Here is an 18,654-nt window from a genome sequence, read left to right as displayed (position 1 = left end):
ACCTAAGCGGATTTCATGTACTGCCCCGTCCATTAACCATATAGGTGGCAGGCACCATCTGTAAGGCGCAGATTTCTGCGAAAAATGATCAGGCAACTTGTATCAACTACGTTAACTATGAGGCTGCCCGTGACTACCTTACATACACTTTCATATGACACCTGTTTCCACAGCTTTTCCTTTGAAGGGTTCCCAATTCACCTGAAGGAATACTCAAAGGGGCTGACGGATATACCGCTTGTTTTTATCGGCGGTGCATTTCAAAACATTAGCCAGGTTGAGAAGTTGAGCATGGCCCTCGCCAAAGAAAGCTGGGTCATTGTCATCGACACGCCCGGCAATGGCGATACCGGCGTACTGCCACATACCTTCTCATTCGAGTTTATTTGTCGTGCCATCCACTTTGGCCTTAAACGCCTTGGTGTGGATGTCATCAACCTTCTGGGCTGTTCATATGGCAGCATTATCGCAATGCGCTATGCCCAGATGTATCTTGGCGTGGAAAAACTCATCCTGGCATCGGCCATGGAGAAACTTCCCGATGCACTGGTTTATGAATTTAACCTGCTGCTGTTCCAGCTTGAATGGAACCGCATGGAAGAGTTCGCGGCCGGGTTCACCAACCTGATGACCAATCTGGACCTCAGGGAAAGCAACAAGCTTTGCCGCATCACCGCTGGCAAACTTGAAAACGCACTACTTAATGCGACAACCGGCATCAAAGAACAGTTCCGCCACAACACGCTACGCATTCTGCGTGACGGCAAGACAGACCTTTCGTTGATGCCGGACGTTGATGCCACGGTCTTTACCGGGGAACATGACCATTTTGTGCCCGTTGCCGCCAATCAGCGTGTCGCGGACAGTTTCAGGCGTGGACGCTTCATTGCGGTGCCTGATGCGGACCATATGATCCATGTCGAGAAATTCCGGACCATGATTGATATCGTATTGGGCGCGGTAAGAGGTGACCTCGATGCCGAACCGGTTAAACAGGCCGCGTAACAGCTGACACCTTCAACAAGACAAAAAGCCGGGAAGTGGTGCCAGCCACCTTCCCGGCTTTCGCCATTTAATACGCCTGCCCCGTTCCGGGATGAGGGAAAGGGGAGGGAAAATTCACCCGAAATCCGGCCTGCGTAACTCGCGTCTCGACACTGTTGGCGCGCTCTTCAGCGGCGCACCCAAACCAGCCAAGGATATTAATGGACCATATAGTCCAGAAAAAAAATTTTGCAAGACCCAAAGATCGTTTTCGTAAAAACTTCGTCATTTTCCTAAGCAGCATGATAGAATTAATGACAGCGCTGCCAATGCCGGTGCGCTGCGGATTGCAGCAGGCTTTAATTTCGTTGCCTTTGCACCAGTTCGGTGTCACTAGGTGAGCAAACATCGCGGTGCTGTATACAGCCATCCGCCACCCAATGTGAGGGAGAGTTCCCGTGAATACGATAACCATGCTTGGCCTTCTTGCGGGCAGCCTTACCACCATAGCCTTTGTACCGCAGGTTCTTCGTGCCTGGCGGACCAAGTCAACGAAGGACGTATCACTCAGCATGTTTACTATTCTGTGCGCTGGTATCTTTATGTGGATCGTTTACGGCTTTGTAATTGGTGATCTTCCTGTGATCATCGCCAACGTCATCACCTTTGGGCTGGCAAGCTCGGTCATCGTTGCCAAGCTCCGTTTCGGCTGAAATAAAAAATTCACAACAGTCATGAAAAAGGCCGGAGATAACCGGCCTTTTCCATTTAATCGATATCCGGCAACGCGCTCTACTTGAGTGAACGCTCAAAAAAATCGAATGCCCTGTTATACAGGTGCGCCTGCACATCCCCCCGGATGCCATGCTTCTTGCCCGGGTATGTCATCAGTTCAAACGGCTTGTTCTTATTCTGCAGCACCGACATCAGCTTCACGGAATTGTCGAAGAACACATTGTCGTCTGCCATGCCGTGGATCAGCAACAGATCACCGTTGAACGTGTCTACATAGGGGAAAACACTGGACTTGTTATAAACATCGCCCGGCGCGTCAGGGTGCCCGAGATAACGTTCCGTATACCCCGTGTCATACAACCGCCAATCGGTCACCGGCGCCACAGAGACACCAGCCTTGAAGACATCGGGCTCCTTGAAGAGCGCCATCAGGGTCATATAACCGCCGTAGGACCATCCCCAAATGCCAATCCGGTCACCATCGATATAATCGCGGCCTTTCAGATAGTTGACACCAGACACCTGATCATCAATCTCGACAGTTCCCATGGCATTCTTGATATGGCCTTCAAACGCGAGGCCCCGGTTCCACATGCCGCGGTTGTCCAGCACCATCACTACATAACCGTTACGGGCAAGATAGTTGTTGAAATCAAGCTTCCACTCCCGCCTCACACGCTGGCCATGCGGTCCGCCATATGGTGCCATTACCGCGGGATATTTTTTTCCTGCTTCGAGGGTGGCCGGGCGGTACAGACGATAATACAGGTCTGTGCCATCGCTGGCTTTGATCGTGCCAAATTCTGTCTCTACGGAACCGTCATTATAGGGAGCAAACGGATGCTCACTGTCCAGTTCGTTGGCAAGCACCGCAGACCTGGTGGTGCCGTCAGCCAGCGAACGCACCATTATCTGAGGTGGCTGGTCCGGGCTTGAAAACTTATCAACGAAAATACCATCACCCACTTCCACCTGATGCCAACCCGCTTCGCGGCTTATGCGCACCACTTCGCCGCCCTTGAGCGCAACGGAATACAGGTGTTGTTCGATCGGACTATCCTTGTAGCCCGTGAAATAAACAAGGCCAGCCCCCGCATCGACCTTCTCAATTTCATTTACAACCCAGTCGCCTGCGGTTAACGCCCGGATTTCCTTACCATCCGACCCATAAAGATAAATGTGGCGATAGCCGGTTTTCTCGCTCGTCCAGACAAAACGCCCGTCAGCCAGAAAATTCAGGTTGTTGTGAAGGTTCACCCAGATGTCTGACTTTTCGCTCAACAGAGTTTCTACACCACCATTTAAATCGGATGCGATCATATCAAGCAGTGTCTGGGAGCGGTTAAGGCGCTGAAAAATGACATTGCTGCTGTCGGCTGTCCAACCAACACGCCCCAGATAGATGTCCTCCTCATCACCCAGTGACACCCAGTGACTTTCGCCGGAGGCGACTTCAGCCACGCCCAGTTTCACTGTAACATTGGCACTACCGGCCTCCGGATAACGCTGCTTGAGGGTCACAACACCGCCATCTGGCTGTACTTCATAGCGGTCCTTGACGATCACCCCGCTTTCATCAAACTGTTCATAAGCAACCTTGGTCTCATCTGGTGACCACCAGTAACCGGTATACCGCCCCAGCTCTTCCTGTGCGATAAACTCGGCCATGCCATTGGCTATCGTATCGCTCGAACCCGTTGTGAGCTGCTTTTCAGTGCCGCTGTCCACGTTCACAACAAACAGCTCCCGATCTCGCACGAAGGAAACATACGTCCCTTTCGGGCTAAACTTGATGTCGGTTTCATATTCGGGGGTTTTAGTGAGACGCTTTACCTTCCCCTCCAGCGGCAGGACATATACATCACCCCCGAGCGGAAACAGAAGTTTGGTGCCATCGCCGGACCAAAAGTAACTGAGAATGCCAGATTTGCCGGTCAGCGTGCGGTTACGCTCGCGCCGAGCCTTTTCTTCCTCGCTCAACTCCTCCGCTTCGCCGCCCAAAAGCACATTTGAGTCCACAAGAAGCGTCGCATCACCTGTCGTGACATCAAATTCCCACAGGTCCAGTTGCGCCTGATTCTCTTCCTTGCCACGCAGGAATGTCACCCGCTTGCCATCTGGCGACAGCTGAAGCCCTTGCACAGTGGGGCCACTCAGGCTTGGGCTGCCAAGCAGGCGTTCAATTGTAAGGTCATCCGCTTTTGCTGCCGCCGTCATTGATGCGGCACATACCAGCGCCGCCGCAATATTCATCTTCTTCATTGGTCCACCCTGTTTATGATTAGAGCAGCAAAACTGCCGCCCTTCCCTTCTCTGTTATGTGTTTTCCCGGTCTTTGGGCACACAAAGCTGCCGGAAACCAGCCGCGACAAACGGCACCATGCGTTCATACGCGCTTACCATATCCTCGGACTTCGCCACCCCGTCCGACAACTGATCAATACGGCCAGTATGAGCGAAGGTCAGTGTCAGAGCCCCGGAAAGGAAATGGTAGCTCCAGTAGATATTTTCAGCTTCCGCGTCCGGCAGCGCCTTTTTCAGCGCATCCATGAACCGGCGCACGAGCGGGTCGAAATATTTGGTCATAAGCTGCCCGCCCCATTCCGGCGAGTTGTTGATCTGTGCGATCAACTCAAAATAATGCAGCCAGCCTTCATCTTCCTGATAGCCATGGGCCAGAAGCGGCTTGAGGAAAGCATCAATGATATCTTCCACCGATGGGCCGTCCTCGCCTGCGTCCGCCTGACATTTCTCAAGCGCTTCAAGGCGTGTCTTGTTCAAGACCTCGGCGCGACGCAGCAGCACAGCGTCAAAAAGGCCGCGTTTACTGCCAAAATGATAGCTTGCCAGCGCAAGGTCTACCTTGGCCCTGTCTGCAACCATACGCATCGAGACACCATCAAAGCCATGCTTTGCAAACAAAGCTTCAGCCGCGTCCAGAATTCTGTCTTTACGTTTGACCCGCCGGTTCGGTGTGGTTTTTGCCACTCTTCCCCCTCCATTTCCTTCACTCTTAGCCCAAGGCGACTATGCACGTAAATCCCAAACAGCACTAAATTCAATGATCGTTGAATTTTTATATTGACATTTCAACGGATGTTGAATTTTAATAAGACCAAGGTCGATAAATCTACTCACAACCCTGGGGAGGGAAATATGAGAGTATCTAACGCACTACGCGTTGCCCTGATGGGCTGCGCAGGCTCCGCTGCGATGGTGGTCGCCAATCCAACTCTGGCGCAAGAGAGCGCAGATACAAGCGTGATGGCGCTGGAGGAAATCCAGGTCACAGCGCGCAGACGCACAGAAAGCCTTCAGGATGTTCCAATTGCCGTTTCTGCATTTTCCGGAAGTGATCTTGCCCTGCGCGGCGCAGCCGACATCACAGAACTGGCACAAATGGCGCCAAGCGTAACGCTTGAGCCTTCCCGCGCGACCAGTTCCACCCTTACAGCGTTCATCCGCGGCGTAGGTCAACAAGATCCGCTCGCGGGTTTTGAGCAAGGGGTAGCGCTATACCTTGATGATGTTTACATGGCGCGCCCTCAAGGCGCCCTCCTCGACATCTATGACGTTGAACGGGTTGAAATTCTGCGCGGCCCACAGGGCACACTTTATGGCCGTAATGCGGTCGGTGGCGCGATCAAATATGTCACCAAGCGCCTGTCGGACGAGCCCGAGTTTGGCCTCAAGCTTTCTTATGGCAGCTATAACCAGATTGATGCCGTCGCCAAGGCTTCCATGCCGGTCAGTGAGAAGGTTCGCGTCGGCGCAACCGTCGCATCGCTCAATCGCGACGGGTTCGGTGAAAACCTAACCACAGGCGAAGAACACTATAACAAAGAGATCCTTGCCGCACGCGCCAGCATCGAGTTCCTGCCAAGCGACAGTTTGTTCGTCCGCATTTCCGCCGACTACACAGATGATGATTCGAATGCGGTGGCGGGCTATCGTCCCTATCCCGGCGCGGTCAGCGGCACACCGGTAACCGATAGTGTTTATGACACTTACGCTGGCGCCACCGAGAACGGTTCCACCAGCGGTATCAACGGCAATAACGAAGTCACGGCAAAAGGCATCCAGGGCACAATTGAATGGACAGCCAGCGACACAGTGACGCTTAAATCCATCACGGCCTACCGTGAAGACTATACCGAGTCTGTCATCGATTTCGACAGCCTGGCAGTCGATGACATGGACGCTCCCGTTATTTATGATAACGAGCAATTCAGCCAGGAATTCCAGCTTCTTTACACTGGCAACAAATTGTCCGGTGTGTTTGGGTTTTACTATCTGGACGCCAGTGCATCGAACGACTTTGACGTAGTGCTCGGCCAGCTTGGCCGCGTTGCTTATGGCGACGAACTGGTTGCCTACACGGGCGGCACGGTGGATACCAAGGCATGGTCCCTGTTCGCTGACCTCACCTATGAGGTGAACGATGCGGTTTCCGTCTCTGTTGGCGGTCGGTACACAAACGACAAGCGCTCCGCCGATATTTTCCGCGGCAACTATCTTGGTCAGGGCTCACCCTTCTTCGGCTTCGACGACAGCATCTTCCTTGCTGCAACAAGCGACTTTGAAAATGACCGCACTTTCAAAGATTTCTCGCCGCGTGTCGCGCTTGATTACAAGGTCAGTGATGATGCTCTTGTCTATGCCTCCTTCAGCCGCGGCTTCAAGGCTGGCAGCTTCGACCCGCGCGGGGCAAACTTCTCCTCACCCGAGGTAGAAGACGGTTTTGATGCCGAAACACTCGATAGCTACGAGATTGGCCTCAAGTCCACATGGTTGGATGGCCGCGCGCGCACCAATATTGCCGCTTTCTACAGCGATTATAAAGACATGCAGATCCCCGGATCCCTACCGATCGACAGTGACGGTGATGGCACCAACGACGGCTTTGTCGGCACCGTGACCAACGCTGGTAAGGCAACGATCAAAGGTATCGAATTTGAAGGCACTTTCCTTCTTTCCGAAAACCTGACCCTGCAGACCTCGCTGAACCTTCTCGATGCCGAGATCAAAGAATGGCTGTTGAATGGTGTAAACGTCGCGGACCAGCGGGCCGTGCAGAACACGCCCGAATTCATGTCCTATGTCGGCATGACCTACATGATGCCAATGTCAAACGGCAGCACCATCAGCTTCAACGGCAACTGGTCGCACAAAGGCTCGATCGTTCAGTTTGAAACGCCGGTCACGGAGATTGATCAGGATGCCTACAGTCTCTTTAATGCCAGCATCGTCTGGACGTCAGAGAACGGCAACTATTCACTTGGTCTGCACGGCAAGAACCTTGGTGACAAGGAATACAAGACCGCGGGTTACAATTTCCCGACCCTCGGCCTTGAGAACAACATCACCACCTTCTATGGACCACCACGCACCATTACGGCAACGCTTGGCGTGAAGTTTTAAACCCCAGGTATGGGGCCGGAGAGAAAGGTCACTCCGGCCCCTGCCCGCCGCCCAAGGCGGTAATCCATTCAACTCTTGATGTGGGATCGTCAAATGGCTGCATTTGATACCAGTGCTCCGCTGTTGCCGGAAATCCTGTCACTGCATGGCAAATGGAAAGACAGCAAGCCCGCGCTTGTATGCGAAGAACAAGTGGTGTCGTGGCACCAGTTTGAAGACAATACAAACCGTATCGCGAACGCGCTGATCGAGACCGGCATCTCCCGCGGCGCCATGGTGGGCGTTGTCATGAGCAACGGCATCGCAATGGTTGAAGTACTTGTGGGTATCATGAAATCAGGCGCTTGTTCGGTACCGATTAACCTGTCGGTCAGCGACGAAGCGCTTGAAGCCATGCTCAATGATGCAGATATCAGCGCGCTGTTTTGCACAACAGACCAGCAAACCCGGCTTCAGCCTTACCTTAAGTCGCACCCGGATGTCCTTACGGTAAGCGACACTGCCCTGGCTGCCTTCAGCAAGGATGCAGATACAAATCTACCCGCCCCAGGATTAACCGGGGACGACCCGCTGAATGTTATCTACAGTTCTGGCACCACGGGTATGCCAAAAGGCATCCTTCATGTGCATCAAGGCCGGCGAGACTGGGCATATGATCTGGCAATTGCCCTGAGATACCATTCAGCGGCGAAAACCCTGTTTACCATCGGGCTGTATTCCAACATCAGTTGGGTTGGCATGCTGTGCACACTGCTTTCCGGCGGCACCATGGTCATCGCACCAAAGTTCGACGCCCACGACGTGCTGCAGACCATACAGGATCGGGGCATAACCCATTTTGCGATGGTGCCGATCCAGTATCAACGCCTGATGGAGGTACCCGGGCAGGCCGATTTCGACCTCTCCTCCATCGAGGCCGTCATGAGTTGTGGCTCGCCACTCCACGCAACCCTGAAAGAGACCTTGTTCAAGCGTCTTGGCCCCAAAGCTGTGATTGAGCTATTCGGCCTGACCGAGGGTGTTATCACCACCCTTGACCCGGAGGATGCTGAAGGTCGCATGGCCTCCGTTGGCAAGCCCCTTATCGGTACCGACATCAAGATTATCGGTGACGATGACAGGGAAGTACCCCCGGGCCAGTCCGGCGAGATTGTTGGTTGTGGCCGTATCGTTATGCCCGGTTACCTGAACCGCCCCGATGCAACGATCGAGGCGACATGGACAGATGAAACCGGTAAAGGCTGGCTCAGAACCGGGGATATTGGACAATTGGACGATCAGGGCTACCTCTATATTGTCGACCGCAAGAAAGACATGATCCTCTCGGGCGGACAAAACATCTACCCGCAGGATATTGAAGCGGTATTGATCAAACATGAAGCCGTCAATGACGTGGCTGTCATCGGCATACCCAGTGAACGCTGGGGCGAAACGCCACTGGCAATTGTGGTGCCCGAAGCAGGTTCAAACCTGGATAGTGTCGCGCTCGCCAATTGGGCCAACGCCCTGCTTGGCAGGCAGCAGCGCATATCCGGTGTAACGCTGACGGACGCGCTGCCGCGTAACCCAAACGGCAAGATACTGAAGCGCGAGCTTCGCAAGATTTATGGGGGAAACTGACATGGGGGAATATACCGATTGTTATTTCACCAACCCGGACGGGCTGAAGCAGCACTACCGGGACTATAATAGCGCGGGGGCCGATGCCCCCGTTGTGCTTTGCATGCCCGGGCTGACACGCAACCCAAAGGACTTCGAGGCGATCGCAGACCACCTTGCAGGCCGTTGCCGTATTATCGCGATCGCAAACCGCGGCCGTGGCCTGTCGGAGTACGATCCTCAGCCCAGCCGTTACACCCCTATCACCTATGTTGCGGATGTCATGACCCTGTTGAAACACCTTGGCGTTGCTCAGGTGATTGCGCTGGGTACATCGCTGGGCGGATTAATGACCATGCTCATGCAGGCGATGTATCCGGGCGCCCTCAAGGCCGCGATAATCAACGACATCGGGCCGGAAGTGGACCCAAAAGGCATTGAGCGCATCAAAAGTTATGTTGGCAAAGGCACGCCGCCGCAGACATGGCAGGAAGCAGTTCGCGCCGTCAAAACAGCCAACGCGGGCGTGTACCCGAACTTCACCGACACGGAATGGGAAGGGTATACCCGTAACCTCTATGCAGACAATGGTGGCAAACCGGTGGTGCAATATGATCCCGCCATCAGCCAGAATTTCGAAAGTGCCAATGACCAAAGCGCCCCGGACCTCTGGCCAGCCTTTGCTGCGCTCCATAACATCCCGGTTGTGGTTTTGCGGGGTGAGCTATCGGATATCCTCTCTGCCAACACGCTGGCGCGCATGGCCGATGAACATCCGGACCTTGTGCCGGTCACTGTGCCAGGCCTTGGCCACGTCCCGTTGATGAGCGAACCGGTTTGCAAGGCTGCAATCGACGGCCTGATCGCACGGTTTCTGTAATAATTTCCACCTTTTTATGGACACACCATACGGTCTGTGGCAATGCTGCGGACCGTATTTTTATTTCGTGGAGTGAGCCGTGAGTGAACAATTATTGCCAATAAGCGCCCAAGATGTTTACGAAGCTGAAAAGGCAATCGGCGGCAGCATTAAACGCACGCCAATGGAAAAGTCACAAACGCTCTCCCAGATTACCGGCGCCGAATGTTGGTTCAAGTTCGAGATTTTCCAGTTTACAGCTGCTTATAAAGAGCGCGGCGCACTGAATAAGCTGCTGTCGCTGCCGGACGGCACAAAGGGTGTGATAGCGGCGTCAGCGGGCAACCACGCGCAAGGCATCAGCTATCATGCCGGGCGCCTTGGTATTCCGGCCACCATTGTCATGCCCGAAGGAACGCCCTTTAACAAAGTCAAACGCACAGAGGAACTGGGTGCACGTGTTGTGCTTACGGGCGCCAACTTTGAAGACGCCACCAAAGCGGCCTACGCGCTTGCAGACAAGGAAAACCTGACCTTCATTCACCCTTTTGATGATCCTCTGGTGATGGCAGGCCAAGGAACCGTGGGGCTTGAGATGCTGGAAGATGTGCCGGAACTCGACACTTTGGTTGTGCCCATCGGCGGCGGCGGTCTCATTTCCGGCATTGCGACAATCGCCAAGCATATCAATCCAAAAATCCGTATTGTGGGTGTGCAAACCGAAGCCTTCCCGGCCATGAAGGAAACCATTGAGGGTAAATCGCTGCGCGGCGACAATATCTCGATCGCTGAAGGCATTGCCGTAAACAAACCCGGCCTGAAGACACAGGACGTTGTTCGTTCACTCGTGGACACCATTGTCACTGTGCCCGAACGACACATCGAAGCCGCCATCATAACGATCATGGAGATCGAGAAAGTGGTCGTGGAAGGTGCTGGTGGCATTGGCCTGGCCGCGGTGATGCACCACCCGGAACTGTTCAGGGGGCACAAGGTTGGCATCGTGCTTTCGGGCGGTAATATCGACAGCCGCCTGCTAGCGAGCGCCATTATGCGCGGCATGGCACGTGACGGCCGCCTTGCCCGTCTGAGGATCACGATGATGGACCAGCCCGGCGCACTTGCGAAAGTGACAGATGTCGTCGCAAAGGTGGGAACCAACATTATTGAGATGCGCCACCAGCGCGAGTTTGGCGCCCTCTCCCTGAAGCAGACGGAAATGGAACTGGTGATTGAAGCGAAGGACCGCGATCATGCACAAAGCCTTGTCGACGCGCTGGAAGATGTTGGTTTCAAGGTCGATTTCGCCAAGACGGTATAGCCTCCCGCACATTTCCAGGCGTTGATGTCGCTGGGTACTTTTACCCTTTCTTGAGATGTGGGCTCTGTATGGCTAGAGGCTCACATCTATTGTTCTACCCGTAGCGTTTCACCGGTGCGCAAACTCCACCACCATCCCATCCGGCCCATTGCACTGGAAAGTAAGCGCGCCGTTGATGCTACCCAGCAGCCTGCATATAGCTACGCCTGATGTAGTCAGCCGCTCATGTATGGCCCTCATGTGCGCTTCGCTATCCATGTTGAAGCCAATATGAAAGCCGCCCGGATAAACCACCGCTTTTCCGCCCGCTGATTGGCTGAGAACAAGCACAAAGCCCCCCGCGTCCTCAAGGAGCGCGAGGGTGCCTTTATTCAAGACCAGCGTGAGATCCAGATACCGGGAAAAACGTTGCCGCGGTACAGACGTCACTCACCGGCAGGTCACAATGATAGAGGATCATGCCTATTTTCTTTCCTTCGCGGCACTGGCAAAGGAGCGCACGAAAGGCATACCCCGACAGACAGACAGCAACTCGTTTACTTGCTGGCTGTCGGGAGCTCCCGCACACGGGATACAGATCATCCTGTTTCAGTGGATCGAGCCGACTTACCCGTTAAAACAGCCCTGCTCTTTTTCGACGCATGTAATAACGCGTCAGGCTCCGCCGGAAAACAATAAGGCCGGGAAAGTTACCCTTCCCGGCCTTATTGTATTTTTGTGCCTGTATTGTTATTCCGCCGGGATGCCCTTGGCTTCCTTTTCTTCGATCTCACGCAGTTTCGCAGCCACATAGCCTGGTGACTTGGTATATTTCGCAAACATATCGTAGAAGACCGGCACGATGAAGAGGGTGAAGAAGGTGGCCACAATCACACCACCGAACACCGTCACACCGATCGTCTGCCGGCTGGCCGCGCCAGCGCCGGACGCGATCATCAGCGGTACTGCCCCCATGGCGGTGGACAGGCCCGTCATCATGATCGGCCGCAAGCGCAGGGCCGACGCTTCGAGAAGCGCCTCCCGGATATCCTTGCCTTCGTCCCTCAACTGGTTCGCAAACTCGACAATCAGGATACCGTTTTTCGCAGCAAGGCCGATCAGCATAATCAGGCCGATCTGGCTGTAGATATTGAACGTGCTTCCGGCAAGGTAAAGGCCGAGCAAGCCACCAAGCACCGCCAGCGGTACCGTCAGCATGATGACAAACGGGTGCACAAAACTTTCAAACTGTGCTGCAAGGATCAGGAACACCACAACAAGGGCCAGCGCAAAGACAAAATAGATGTCGCTACCTGCTTCCTTATATTCGCGGGTGGCCCCCTTATAGTCGATCGTTGTCACATCCGGGATCACTTCGCGGACAAGGTTTTCCATATATTCCGTGACCTCGCCAATGGTATAGCCCGGTGCCACGTTGGCCGATACGGTCAACGCACGCACACGGTTGAAGCGGCGCAGGTCACCGGCGCCGGAATCCTCAGCAACATCCACAAGGTTCGTGAGCGGGATCAGGTCACCCGTCCGGGCGGAGGCCACATAGATATTCTCCATATCAAGCGGCTGCCTGCGATCCAGTTCCTGCGCCTGCAGGATAACGTCATACTCTTCGCCATCATCCACATAGGTGGTGACCTTCCGTCCCCCCATCATGGTTTCAAGCGTGCGGCCGATCTCCCGGATGGAAACACCCATGTCTGACGCCCGCTCCCGGTTGATACGCACGCGGTATTGTGGTTGGGTTTCCTCATAGTCGGTATCTACATTCACCAGGCCGGGATAGTTAGCCAATTCATCGAGGATGATCTGTTTGAAGCGGCCAAGTTCGTCGTAGGTCGAGCCACCGATCACAAACTGGAAGCTCTCCGAGCCGCCACCACGGGTCAGGCCTGTGCTCTCTATAGGAATCGCCTGCGCGCCCGGCACGTTGTTCATGAGCTTGGGGCGTAGCTCCTCAAGAATCTCGGTGGAGCTTCGCTCACGCTCGTCCCAGGGCTTCAGGATAATAAAGCCCCACCCGCTACCGCCATCAACGCGCAGCAGGAAACGCTCAAGCTCGCCGGTATCGAGAAAAGGTAGCACCTGCTCTTCAATTTTGAGCGCCTGAGCAACCATGAATTCATGGCTTGCTCCCTCTGGTCCCTTCACCCGCATAAACAGGTTTCCGCGATCCTCAATCGGCGCCAGTTCGCTTGGTATCCGGCTCTGGAGGCCTGCGATCAAGGCAAAACAGGTCACGAAAGTCATCGTCACAATAACCTTGTTGCCAAGGCATATCCGCAGAACGTGGGTATAGCCGTCCTGCAGGCGTTTGAAGGTACGGTCGAGCCACTTTGCAAAGGCCGGTTTTTTATTCCTGCGGCGAACAAGCAGGGAACACATCATGGGTGTCAGGGTCAGCGCCACCAGGCTTGAGAAGGCAACCGCGGCGGACATTGTAATGGCCAGCTCACCAAACAGCCTGCCAACATTCCCCGTGAGGAACATGATCGGCACAAACACGCCAATCAGCACCATGGTTGTGGCAATAACAGCAAAGCCTACCTGCCGGGCACCACGATAGGCAGCCAGAAGCCCCGGCTCGCCCTCTTCCACCCTGCGGTAAATATTCTCAAGCACCACAATGGCGTCGTCCACAACCAGGCCAATGGCCATCACGAGACCCAGAAGTGTGATCAGGTTGATGGAAACATCAAAAAGGCTGAGCACCCAGAAGCTTGCAATAATACAAACCGGCACCGTGACCGCGGGCACCAGCACCGTCTTGATATTGCCAAGAAACAGGTAAAGCACCAGAACCACCAGCCCCATCGCAACGGCAAGCGTGAAATAAACCTCGTCGATGGCCTTCTCGATAAAGACAGATGTGTCATAGGCTACCGTTAGCTCCATGCTCTCTGGCAGTACTTCGCGAATTCGCTCGGCCTCGGCTTTTGCCGCTTTGGCGACAGCAAGGGTGTTGCCTTTTGACTGTTTGACAACACCAAGCCCGATGACCGGGATACCGTTACCCCGGAAGGTCCGTTCATCACGTTCCGCCCCCAGTTCAACCGACGCAATATCCGCGAGGCGAACAAAACCGCCGTCAGCCCCTTTCCTGATAACCATGGTATTGAAGTCAGCCGGATCGGCATATTCCCGGTTCAGGCGTACAATGGTATCGCGGTTGAGCGATTCGATTTTCCCTGCAGGCAGTTCCACATTTTCCGACCTCAGAACATTCTCGATATCGGTCACCGTAATACCGCGGGCCGCCATGGCCTGCCGGTCGAGGTTGATGCGGATCGCATAGCGCTTCTGACCGCCAATGCGCACGCCTGACACGCCATCAACCACCGACAGACGGTCAACAATGTTGCGTTCGGCATAGTCGGTCAGTTGAAGAATATCCATCACCGGGCTGGTCAGGTTAAACCACAAAACGGGCCGTGTATCGTTGTCGGCCTTCGAAATTTCGGGCGGCTCCACCTCCTCCGGCAGGTTGTTGAGCACGCGGCTCACCCTGTCCCGCACGTCATTCGCTGCCGCATCGATATCCCGGTTAAGCATGAACTCCACATTGACGCTGGAACGACCGTCGTTGCTGTTTGACTCGATTGTTTTGATGCCCGGCACCCCCGCAATCGCGCTTTCGATAATCTGTGTCACGCGTGTTTCGACAACAGCCGCGTTCGCGCCGGGGTAGTTGGTGCGCACACCAACAATGGGTGGATCAACATCCGGCAGCTCACGCACCGCGATCTGCTGGAATGAAATCAGGCCAAAAGCGATCAGCAACAAGCTGATCACAACGGCAAAAATGGGACGTTTTACCGAAACATCAGACAAAATCATGATGCAGCTCCATTGGCAACATCCGTCGCCATATCACGGACCTTCATACCCTGGCGGCCCAGCCGCAAGGTACCCTCGACAACCACCCGGTCACCGAGCTCAATGCCCTCAACCACTTCAACATAGCCCGGGCGGCGCAAACCAAGCTTGACCTCGCGGCGCTCCGCTTCATCACCATTCATTACAAACAGATATTGGCGCCCACCGGACGGCACGATGGCTTGTTCCGGCACCGCAAGCCCATCCCAGGCCTTGCTCAGCACCTGCACCGTCATCAGCAGGCCTGGGCGCAAAAGATTCTCGTCGTTGGGGATCTCTGCGCGAACGATGACAGAACGGGTAATCGGATCAACCCGGCTGTCTATGGTAGTGATCACCCCCTTGAAGATGCGCCCCGGATAGGCGGAAACTTTTGCTTCAACGGCCTGCCCCGGCTTGAGCGTTGCAATGAACCGCTCCGGCACAGAGAAATCGAGCTTGATGGTATCAATCGCATCAATTGTGGTAATCGGCTGGTTGGACGACAGCAGCGAGCCCTCGCTCACCCGGCGCAAACCAAGAAGACCATCAAAGGGTGCCACGACGCGCTGGTCCTCAAGCCGGGCTTTCGCTGCCTGCTGCCGGAACCGTGCTTCATCAAGTCGACGCTGCTCTGCATCCAGTGTGGCGGTTGAAACGTTGCCCTGATTGACAAGGTTCTTGATACGGGCAAAGCTGCTCTCCGCTTCCTTCAGGTTCGCATCGGCCTCGCGAAGCTGCGCAATCTCTTCCTCATCCTCAAGTTTGATCAGAATATCGCCTTTTTCAACAATCTGGCCGTCGTCGAACTGCACGCTGCGGACGGTGTCCGACACGCGGGCTGTCAATGTCACGGACTCACGGGCACGGGCGGTGCCAAGTGCCTCTACAACATCGGCAAATTCCCGTGTTTCAACAGGCTTGCTGACAACGGTTACTGTACGACCACCACGCATGCCGCGGTCATCGCTCAATCCATCGCTATAAAGAAGCCAGACTGCGGCTCCCGCCAAAGCGATAAAAATCGCAATCAACACTATACGGCCAGATTTCATACCACCCTCGTTCATTTCGACCCCTTGGATACTACACTGAAACAATGGAATTATGCTTCCGGAAAAGCCATGTCCCACTGTTTACGAAGTTCGTCTTGTCCGGTTTGCCCCAAACATTCAACGAGATAATCAGTTTCATTAAGAAAAGTTGATCACAACGCCGTGAAGCCCGTCTACCACATTGGTTTACGAAGCCCGCCATGGCTACTGCATGATACCGGTTACACCCCAGCAATTTTCGACGTGCCGTTCAAAATCGGCGGCGAGTTGAGTGGTGGCAGCGGCAAGTTGATATCGCGGCCTGAACAGCGCCAATTTGCGCTTGTAGTCAAAGCCGCTCAAATCTATCGCCGTGACCCGCTCGTCCACCAGACTTTCAGGCACGACCGTACCGCCAATTCCCGCTGCCACCATGGCGATGGCGCGGCTGTCATTTGGTGTGCGGTACACAAGGCGTGGGCGCACATTCTGGTCTGTAAAATAACGGCTTGTCTCAGAAAGGACCTCGCACCGGCTGCGCACAATCATATAATCTTCCGCCAGATCTGCGGCACCCACAGAACGTTTGCCAGACAACCGGTGCTCAGGCGGCAGGATGAAAACATATTTTTCGTCGAAAAGCGGCAACGCCTTATCTTCACCCTCACCGCGGTAAACAGAAAGGGCATAGTCAAGGCTGCGATCATCCAGACGGTTGGTCAGCTCCTGCTCCGTCCCATCATAAACTTCTACCGTAACCTTTGGTTCAGCTTTCTTGTAGCGCGCCAGCAGCTCGCCAACGGCCCTGTTCGATAAAGTGGTTAGCACGCCAAGCCTGAGCACTGGCGCGGTTGCTGTCTCCTCAAGTGCCTGCATGGCCAAATTGCATTCATGAAGAATAGCCTTCGCGCGTGGCAGGAATCGGGTACCCGCGTCGGTCAGGAATACCCGCCTGTTGGAGCGTTCAAACAGAGGCTGGCCAACCTGTGCCTCAAGTTTCTTGATGCCTGCCGACAGTGTCGGCTGCGTCACGAATGTGCGGTCGGCAGCACGGGTGAAACTGCCTGTTTCCACGACGGCGAGAAAATAGCGAAGAAGGTATAAATCCATCATAGACGTTATCTATGGTTTCCATTTTATCAATCAATTTTACCAATACCACCCTTTTCCATATATTGCCACCGAACGCAAGAGCAATGCCCGGTCCCGGGCAGACAAAAGTGTGCGATTTCAGGAGACAGTTTATGGCCGTGATTACCTCCGGCATCCACACCGGTACACCGGACTTTGAAGCCAATGCCGCGCATATGGAAACGCAAGTTGCCGATCTGCGTGCCAAGATCGCAACCATAAGCCTTGGTGGGCATGAACGCGCCCGTGAGAAACACGTATCGCGCGGCAAGCTGCTGCCGCGTGAGCGCGTGAACACACTGCTTGACCCGGGCACCCCGTTTCTGGAACTGTCCCAGCTCGCCGCTTACGGCATGTATGACGCGGATATTGCCTCCGGCGGGGTGATCACCGGCATTGGGGTTGTCGAGGGCACCGAATGCATGATCGTCTGCAACGATGCCACGGTAAAAGGCGGCACCTATTACCCGGTAACCGTGAAAAAGCATCTGCGCGCTCAGGAAATTGCGCGGGAAAACCGCTTGCCCTGTATCTATCTGGTCGACAGCGGCGGCGCCAATCTGCCAAACCAGGATGACGTATTCCCGGACCGAGATCATTTTGGCCGTATTTTCTATAATCAGGCCACCATGTCGGCCATGGGTATCCCACAGATCGCGGTTGTGATGGGTAGCTGTACCGCAGGCGGTGCCTATGTGCCTGCCATGGCGGACGAAAGCATCATCGTACAAAATCAAGGCACCATTTTCCTCGGCGGCCCGCCGCTGGTAAAGGCTGCCACTGGCGAGGTGGTAACAGCCGAGGACCTCGGTGGCGGTGATGTGCATGCGCGCACATCCGGCGTTGTCGATCATCTGGCAAAAGATGACTATCACGCGCTGGCGCTCGCCCGAAAAATTGTATCCAATCTCAATCATGGCAAGGAACTGCCGCTCAGGAAACGCGAAAGCGTCGAGCCGCTATATAGCCCCAAAGAGGTTTACGGCGTTATCCCGAAGGACACGCGCCAGCCCTATGATGTGCGGGAGATCATCGCCCGGGTGGTTGACGGCAGTGAATTTGACGAGTTCAAGAAGCTTTACGGTGAAACACTGGTGTGCGGCTTCGCCCACATCCACGGCTTCCCGGTGGGTATTGTTGCCAACAACGGCGTTCTGTTCTCGGAAAGCGCACTCAAGGGGGCGCACTTTGTTGAACTGTGTGCACAGCGCGGTATCCCGCTGGTGTTTCTGCAGAATATCACCGGCTTCATGGTCGGCCAGAAGTATGAGAACGGTGGTATCGCCCGTGACGGCGCCAAAATGGTCACAGCCGTCGCTTGTGCCAATGTGCCCAAGTTCACCATCCTGATTGGCGGCAGTTTCGGCGCCGGTAACTACGGCATGTGCGGCCGCGCCTACCAACCGCGTTTCCTTTGGATGTGGCCTAATGCCCGTATTTCCGTGATGGGTGGTGAACAAGCGGCAGGCGTGCTTGCCACCGTCAAGCGTGACGGCATGGAAGCCCGTGGCGAGGCATGGTCCGCAAAGGAAGAAGACGCTTTCAAGGCCCCCATTCGCGAGATGTATGAGGAACAGGGCCATCCCTATTACGCCAGCGCCCGCCTCTGGGATGACGGGGTAATTGACCCCGCAGACACCCGCCGGGTGCTGGGCCTTGCGCTTTCCGCCAGCATGAATGCCCCCATTGAGCCGACGAAGTTCGGCGTGTTCCGGATGTAA

At 54.9% G+C, this 18,654-nt stretch carries 14 protein-coding genes; 7 read left to right on the top strand and 7 right to left on the bottom strand.

What is annotated here, in order from left to right:
- Positions 1–129 precede the first annotated feature (129 nt).
- The gene (locus OEU85_RS01440; protein ID WP_262689655.1) at positions 130–1,005 is read left to right on the top strand and encodes an alpha/beta fold hydrolase; all 876 of its coding nucleotides are present in this window, start codon (positions 130–132) and stop codon (positions 1,003–1,005) included.
- Positions 1,006–1,072: 67 nt separating this feature from the next.
- Here the strand turns inward: OEU85_RS01440 and OEU85_RS01435 are convergent, their stop codons facing one another.
- Entirely contained in the window at positions 1,073–1,459 is a 387-nt protein-coding gene (locus OEU85_RS01435) for a hypothetical protein (RefSeq protein WP_262689654.1), read from the bottom strand.
- On the opposite strand from OEU85_RS01435, the gene OEU85_RS01430 reads away from it, so the two are divergent.
- The gene (locus OEU85_RS01430) at positions 1,443–1,697 is read left to right on the top strand and encodes a SemiSWEET transporter (protein ID WP_262689653.1); all 255 of its coding nucleotides are present in this window, start codon (positions 1,443–1,445) and stop codon (positions 1,695–1,697) included. The genes OEU85_RS01435 and OEU85_RS01430 overlap by 17 nt on opposite strands.
- 79 nt (positions 1,698–1,776) lie before the next feature.
- Here the strand turns inward: OEU85_RS01430 and OEU85_RS01425 are convergent, their stop codons facing one another.
- Together OEU85_RS01425 and OEU85_RS01420 are read right to left on the bottom strand one after the other, a co-directional pair.
- Positions 1,777–3,981, bottom strand: a complete 2,205-nt coding sequence (locus OEU85_RS01425) for a S9 family peptidase (RefSeq protein ID WP_262689652.1) — start codon at positions 3,979–3,981, stop codon at positions 1,777–1,779.
- 54 nt (positions 3,982–4,035) lie between these two features.
- Positions 4,036–4,707, bottom strand: a complete 672-nt coding sequence (locus OEU85_RS01420) for a TetR/AcrR family transcriptional regulator (protein ID WP_262689651.1) — start codon at positions 4,705–4,707, stop codon at positions 4,036–4,038.
- A gap of 168 nt (positions 4,708–4,875) precedes the next feature.
- On the opposite strand from OEU85_RS01420, the gene OEU85_RS01415 reads away from it, so the two are divergent.
- From OEU85_RS01415 to OEU85_RS01400, 4 genes are all read left to right on the top strand, one after another.
- Positions 4,876–7,140 (top strand): TonB-dependent receptor, encoded by a 2,265-nt coding sequence (locus tag OEU85_RS01415; protein ID WP_262689650.1) that lies wholly within the window; start codon positions 4,876–4,878, stop codon positions 7,138–7,140.
- Between the two features lie 93 nt (positions 7,141–7,233).
- Positions 7,234–8,760, top strand: coding sequence for a class I adenylate-forming enzyme family protein (locus OEU85_RS01410; RefSeq protein WP_262689649.1), 1,527 nt, complete (start codon positions 7,234–7,236; stop codon positions 8,758–8,760).
- A 1-nt stretch (position 8,761) separates the two neighbouring features.
- Positions 8,762–9,619 (top strand): alpha/beta fold hydrolase, encoded by an 858-nt coding sequence (locus OEU85_RS01405; protein ID WP_262689648.1) that lies wholly within the window; start codon positions 8,762–8,764, stop codon positions 9,617–9,619.
- A 79-nt stretch (positions 9,620–9,698) separates the two neighbouring features.
- Positions 9,699–10,919: a threonine ammonia-lyase gene (locus OEU85_RS01400; protein WP_262689647.1), complete on the top strand. Its 1,221-nt coding sequence runs from the start codon at positions 9,699–9,701 to the stop codon at positions 10,917–10,919.
- Positions 10,920–11,027: 108 nt separating this feature from the next.
- On the opposite strand, the gene OEU85_RS01395 is transcribed toward OEU85_RS01400, so the two are convergent.
- The 4 genes from OEU85_RS01395 to OEU85_RS01380 form a co-directional block, all read right to left on the bottom strand.
- A complete protein-coding gene (locus tag OEU85_RS01395) occupies positions 11,028–11,348 on the bottom strand; it encodes a VOC family protein (RefSeq protein ID WP_262689646.1) in 321 nt (106 codons plus the stop codon).
- 300 nt (positions 11,349–11,648) lie between these two features.
- Positions 11,649–14,750, bottom strand: coding sequence for an efflux RND transporter permease subunit (locus tag OEU85_RS01390; protein WP_262689645.1), 3,102 nt, complete (start codon positions 14,748–14,750; stop codon positions 11,649–11,651).
- The gene (locus OEU85_RS01385; RefSeq protein ID WP_262689644.1) at positions 14,747–15,838 is read right to left on the bottom strand and encodes an efflux RND transporter periplasmic adaptor subunit; all 1,092 of its coding nucleotides are present in this window, start codon (positions 15,836–15,838) and stop codon (positions 14,747–14,749) included. Before OEU85_RS01385 ends, OEU85_RS01390 begins: the two co-directional genes overlap by 4 nt.
- Positions 15,839–16,027: 189 nt before the next feature.
- On the bottom strand, positions 16,028–16,915 hold the full coding sequence (locus tag OEU85_RS01380; RefSeq protein ID WP_262689643.1) for a LysR family transcriptional regulator: 888 nt from the start codon (positions 16,913–16,915) through the stop codon (positions 16,028–16,030).
- Between the two features lie 131 nt (positions 16,916–17,046).
- On the opposite strand from OEU85_RS01380, the gene OEU85_RS01375 reads away from it, so the two are divergent.
- Positions 17,047–18,654, top strand: coding sequence for a carboxyl transferase domain-containing protein (locus tag OEU85_RS01375; RefSeq protein WP_262689642.1), 1,608 nt, complete (start codon positions 17,047–17,049; stop codon positions 18,652–18,654).

The organism is Kordiimonas aestuarii (assembly GCF_025574465.1).
In the GTDB taxonomy this organism is placed as follows: Bacteria; Pseudomonadota; Alphaproteobacteria; order Sphingomonadales; family Kordiimonadaceae; genus Kordiimonas; species Kordiimonas aestuarii.
The sequence above is the reverse complement of the archived record's forward strand: the minus strand, read 5'-3'. Positions and strand labels throughout refer to the sequence as shown.